The organism is Pseudomonas edaphica (genome assembly GCF_005863185.1).
Lineage (GTDB): Bacteria > Pseudomonadota > Gammaproteobacteria > Pseudomonadales > Pseudomonadaceae > Aquipseudomonas > Aquipseudomonas edaphica.
On sequence record NZ_VBVZ01000449.1, the window covers coordinates 1 to 5,134 of the forward strand.

General features: G+C 59.1%; 5 protein-coding genes. 2 read left to right on the forward strand and 3 right to left on the reverse strand.

Annotation, left to right across the window (positions count from 1 at the left end):
• Together FEM54_RS23840 and FEM54_RS23845 are read right to left on the reverse strand one after the other, a co-directional pair.
• Positions 1–1,956 (reverse strand): sensor histidine kinase (locus FEM54_RS23840; RefSeq protein WP_138453373.1); only part of this gene is annotated, 1,956 nt, incomplete at its 3' end.
• A 46-nt stretch (positions 1,957–2,002) separates the two neighbouring features.
• Positions 2,003–2,920, reverse strand: a complete 918-nt coding sequence (locus FEM54_RS23845; protein WP_138453374.1) for a putative 2-dehydropantoate 2-reductase — start codon at positions 2,918–2,920, stop codon at positions 2,003–2,005.
• A 123-nt stretch (positions 2,921–3,043) separates the two neighbouring features.
• Here FEM54_RS23845 and FEM54_RS23850 point away from each other — a divergent pair, with 123 nt between their 5' ends.
• Positions 3,044–3,529, forward strand: a complete 486-nt coding sequence (locus FEM54_RS23850; RefSeq protein ID WP_003209785.1) for a YajQ family cyclic di-GMP-binding protein — start codon at positions 3,044–3,046, stop codon at positions 3,527–3,529.
• Between the two features lie 136 nt (positions 3,530–3,665).
• A complete protein-coding gene (locus tag FEM54_RS23855; protein ID WP_099549392.1) occupies positions 3,666–4,508 on the forward strand; it encodes a mechanosensitive ion channel family protein in 843 nt (280 codons plus the stop codon).
• 190 nt (positions 4,509–4,698) lie between these two features.
• Here the strand turns inward: FEM54_RS23855 and FEM54_RS23860 are convergent.
• Positions 4,699–5,134: OprD family outer membrane porin (locus FEM54_RS23860; protein WP_138453375.1), on the reverse strand; the 436-nt coding region annotated here is incomplete at its 5' end.

Genomic DNA, 5,134 nt, shown 5'->3' on the forward strand with positions numbered 1-5,134 from the left:
GCCGAGGGTGGAATGCACTTCCATCTGGCCTTTATGGTTGTTGGTGATGATGAAGTACGACACCGACAGCCCAAGCCCGGTGCCTTGGCCGATTTCCTTGGTGGTGAAGAACGGCTCGAACGTGCGTTTGCGCACGTTTTCGCTCATGCCGATGCCATTGTCTTCCACCTGGATCTCCGCCCACGGCGGGTTGAGGCGGGTGCGCAAGATGATGCGCCCCGGCTCGCTGTCGTCTTCACGCAGGTGAATGGCTTGCGCAGCGTTTTTCAGCAGATTGAGCAGCACCTGTTCCAGCTCGTTGGCGGTACCGGGCACCGGGCCCAGTTGCGGGTCGAACTGGCGGATGATCGCCTGGCCCTTGAAGTCGAAGCCGATGGTCAGGTCGAAGTCGTTACCGGCAATTTCCACGGCCTGGTCGATCAGTGCCGGTAAGTCGCACGGCGCCATCTGGCGGTTACTGCGGCGGCTGAAGCTGAGCATATGGGTGACGATTTTCGCCGCCCGCGCGCCGGCTTGCTGGATGCCATCGAGCAATTGCGGGACTTCGCGGCTTTGCAGGTAGTGGTTGACCGTCTCCAGCTCGATACCCGCCTGTTCGGCGTGTTCCAGGTTCTTCGGCAGGTCGGGGGACAGGCGCCGGCGGATGTTCTGCACGTTATGCAGGATCGCCCCCAGCGGGTTGTTGATTTCATGGGCCATTCCCGCAGCCAGGCCGCCCACGGAGAGCATTTTTTCCGACTGCACCATCATTTCTTCCAGGGACAAACGCTGGGTGATGTCGTCGATACGGATCACCACGCCGCGTCCGGCACCGCCCATCAACGGGTAGAAGGTCAGGGCGTAATGCTTGGGTTCGTCATCCTTGATCCAGGTGACACGCTCAATGCGCTCCACCGTGTGCTGCTCCACCGTGGCTTTTATCTGCGGCAGGTACGGTTTGAGCGGCTGGAAGGCGAGGAAGATCGGCTGGTTCAGCGCTTCATCCAGGCGCGTGCCGGAAAGCGCCGTGGCTTCCTGGTTCCATTGGGTGACGTAAAGCTGTTCATCCAGGGCGATCAGCGCCGACGGCATCGAGTCGATGATGCTGTTGAGGTAGTTCTGGAAGCCGGTGAGCTTTTTCTCGATCTTGCTGCGCACCTGCACTTCGAGTTCGAGCTTGCGGTTGGTGTGGCGTGTTTCTTCGGCCAGGCCCTGGGCTTGGTCGTAGGCGGCCTGAGAGTCGTCTCGCGCACGTTTGAGCTGCTGCTCGCGGGCTTCGATGCGCGACAACATGGTGTTGAAGGCTTCGGCCAGGCTGCCGATTTCATCATGGTTGCCGCGCCCGGCGCGCAGGGCGTAGTTCTCTTCGCGCGTCACCTGGCGTGAGAGCTCTTCCAGCTCATGGATCGGGCGGGTGATCAGGCGTTTGATCTGGCGGGCGATGATCAGCCACAGCAATACGCTGAAAATCAGGATGCCGAGGCTGGCGGTCAATGTGCCGGTATAGAACGCCATAGGCAGCTCACTGCTGGCCACCAACAGCAAATGCCCGGACGGCTGGCCGGCGCGGGGCAGGGTGATGACCTGGTTGCTGCGAAACTCAGTGAGGCGCCAGGCTTCGATATGCCGGTAGTTTTCCGGCAGGTGCAGGCGGTTGCCGTGCTGCATCTGCGCGAGCAAGGTGCCGTCGCCGTCGTACAGCGCGGCGGCGCGTAATGGCGAATAGCTAGTCAGCTCATTGAGCAGGGCGTCGGCCTTGGCCGGGGATTCAAGGGCTTCGGCGGCCAGCGACGGGTTGGACACCAATCGACCGATGGCCTGCAACGCCTGGGGCGCCATGCTTTCCTGGGAGATCCAATAGGCGGCACTGATAAACGTCAGGTTGGCCACCAGTAATACCGTGGTCAACAGCACCAGCAGGGCGGCCAGCAGTTTCTGCCCTACCGGTAGATTTTCTAGACGCTGGCGCAGTGGCATCAGGTTTTTTCCAGGTGATAGACAGGTAGGCAGGGTAGCGCGTGCCTCAGTCGCTGGCCAATCCGCGTGTGTGCAAGTAGTCGACCAGGCGCGCCCGCAACTGTTGCAGATGCGGCAGCACCAATTGATGGCGCTCTGCCGCCTGGCACGCATAACCGAGCAGGTAGCTGATTTCGGTGCGACGGCTGGAGGCCACATCCTGATACATGGACGAATAATTGGCCGCGGTGGCCTGGATCACCCGTTGCACTTCGCTGTGCAGGTCCTGGGCGGCGGCGGGTTGGCCGCAGCATTCGAGCAACTCGCTGAGTTCGGCGCACAAGGTCGCGACTTCGCATTGGTGGGCTTGCAGGCCGCCGTTGCGGCACTGGTAAAGCACGGTCAATGGGTTAATGGCGCAATTGAGCGCCAGCTTGCGCCATAAACGCGTCAGGATGTCGGTGCTCCACTCATGGGGAATGCCGGCGGCGTGCAGGTCGTCCAGCCACAGCGGGGGAGTGGGGTGCCGCGCGTCTCCCAGCCAGGTGTAGCCGTGGCCGGCGAAGACCACGCGCCAATCGCCGTCGCGAAACGCGCCTTCGGTGCTGGAGGCAAAGATACAGCGGGCCTGGGGCAGTTGCGCGGCCACCGCATCCTGGCTGCCAAGGCCGTTTTGCAGCAGGATCAGTTCAGCGTCCGGTACCAATCGGTGTTGCAGCTGTGCGATGGCGTTTTGGGCGTCGTAGGCTTTGCACGCCACCAACAGGCGATGAATCGGCTCGGGGCTGTCGGGTGTTTCGCCGATCACCGGGTAAGTATTTTCTGTGCCGTGTTCCACCAGGGTCAGGCCGCTCGCCTTCTCATAGCTGGCCAGGCGTGCTGCATCGCGCACTATCAGCCGCACGGGCAGGCCCGCGCGCGACAATCGCGTGGCCCAGAGGGTACCCAGGCTGCCGGCGCCGAGAATATGCCAGGTGGTCGACATCAGTTTGTGCTCCGTAGGGTCGCCTGCGATGAATGGTGCGAAAGAACCGCTATAATGCCTCGGCATTTTAGCTTGGGCGCGCTCCATCTCTACTGAGCCCGCCCCTTATTTTGGAGAAATGACATGCCTTCGTTCGACGTGGTATCCGAACTGGACAAACACGAAGTCACCAACGCCGTCGAAAACGCCGTCAAGGAGCTGGACCGTCGCTACGACTTGAAGGGCAAGGGCAGCTTCGAGTTCAAGGAAAAGGAATTGACCGTCAACCTGACCGCTGAAGCCGATTTCCAGCTGGAAGCGATGATCGAGATCCTCAAGCTGTCGTTGGTCAAGCGCAAGATCGACGCGCAATGCCTAGAAATCAAGGACGCCTACGCCTCCGGCAAACTGATGAAGCAGGAAGCCGTGCTCAAGGAAGGCATCGACAAGGAGCTGGCGAAGAAGATCGTCGCTCACGTCAAAGATGCCAAGCTAAAGGTCCAGGCCGCCATCCAGGGCGAGCAGGTACGTATCACCGGCAAGAAGCGTGACGACCTGCAGGAAGCCATTGCTGCCCTGCGCGCCAAGACCTTTGACATGCCGCTGCAGTTCAATAACTTCCGCGACTGATGGCACATTGGGGAACCTGTGAGCGTTTTTGACGTCCCACGCCCCAGAAACAGTGCCTACACTTGAGCCCTTCGGGGCTCATTTGCGTTTTAAGGCAGTCAATTAAGCCGCACATCCGCGCAACAGGAGAAGATAGATGGATTTAAACGTTGAAATGGATCACCTGATCAAGACCTCTGAGTCTTGGCTCCCGATGATTATGGAATACGGCAGCCGGTTTTTGCTGGCCGTGGTCACCCTGGCCATCGGTTGGTGGCTGATTAACGTGTTGACCCACCGCGTGGGGCGTTTGCTGGCGCTGCGTAATGCCGACCTGGCGCTGCAACATTTCATCACTAACCTTGCCAACATCGCGCTCAAAGTCATGCTGGTGGTCAACGTGGCCTCGATGATCGGCGTGGCCACGACCTCGTTCGTGGCCGCGATTGGTGCCGCTACTCTGGCCATCGGCCTGGCATTGCAAGGCAGCCTGGCGAACTTCGCCGGTGGCGTACTGATCCTGTTGTTCCGTCCGTTTCGCATTGGTGACTGGATCGAAGCACAAGGCACTTCCGGTACCGTCGACAGCATCCAGATCTTCCACACCGTGTTGCGCACCGGCGACAACAAAACCGTGATCATCCCTAACGGTAGCCTGTCCAACGGCCTCATCACCAACACCAACCGTCAGCCGACCCGCAAGGTGGTGTTTGATGTGGGGGTCGACTACGAAGCCGATTTGCAGAAAGCCCGTGAAGTGCTGTTGGAGCTGGCCAAAGACCCACGCGTGCTGGCTGACCCTGCGCCTGTGGCAGTGGTGTCGACCTTGGGAGACAGTTCGATCACTGTCTCCCTGCGTTGCTGGACCAATACCCCGGATTATTGGGATGTGGTGTTTATGCTCAATGAACTGGCGCGTGATCGTTTGAAAGGGGCGGGTATTGATATTCCGTTTCCACAGCGAGTTATTCGCGTGATGCAAGAACCGCTTGCCAAATAACTAAGCGCGGGTTGTCGAACTTGGCCGATAGGTCAAGTTTGATGCGTAAGGCCAATGTAGTTACTTAGCTTGCTAGTTATTTTTTTTGTGTAATAAAACTGAAATAAAAAAGCCGCTCCCTTGCAAAGCAGGGGAGCGGCTTTTTAGTTAAGGCTTACGCCTTAAGTCATCATTGTAATTAAACAGCTAATTACAAGATGTTCAGCGGGTATTGCGCGATCAGACGCAGTTCGTCGATCGACGCCGAACCGTAGTACACGCCATCAGACGAACGATAGGTCGCTTGACGAACGCGAAGGCTCAGGTCTTTTGCCGGGCCGCTCTGAACCACGTACTTGGCTTCGATGTCGCGTTCCCACTCTTTGCCGTTCGAAGTGGTGCCAGTGTTGGCGCCGCTACCGCTGACATAACGAGTCATGAAGCTCAGGCCTGGCACGCCGAAAGTGGCCATGTTCAGGTCGTAGCGAGCTTGCCAGGATTTTTCGTCTTCAGCGTTGAAGTCGGAACGGGCGATGGAGTTGGCCAGGAAAATCGTGCCGCCGCCGTCTACGCCGTAGCCGTAGTCACCGTCACCGCTGACTTTCTGGTAGGCCAGGGTGAACGTGTGAGCCTGGATGGTGTACGCG

Coding starts and splice junctions, on each gene's coding strand:
- FEM54_RS23850 (WP_003209785.1), top strand. CDS start 3,044: ATGCCTTCGTTCGACGTGGTATCCGAACTGGACAAACACGAAGTCACC.
- FEM54_RS23855 (WP_099549392.1), top strand. CDS start 3,666: ATGGATTTAAACGTTGAAATGGATCACCTGATCAAGACCTCTGAGTCT.
- FEM54_RS23845 (WP_138453374.1), bottom strand. CDS start 2,920: ATGTCGACCACCTGGCATATTCTCGGCGCCGGCAGCCTGGGTACCCTC.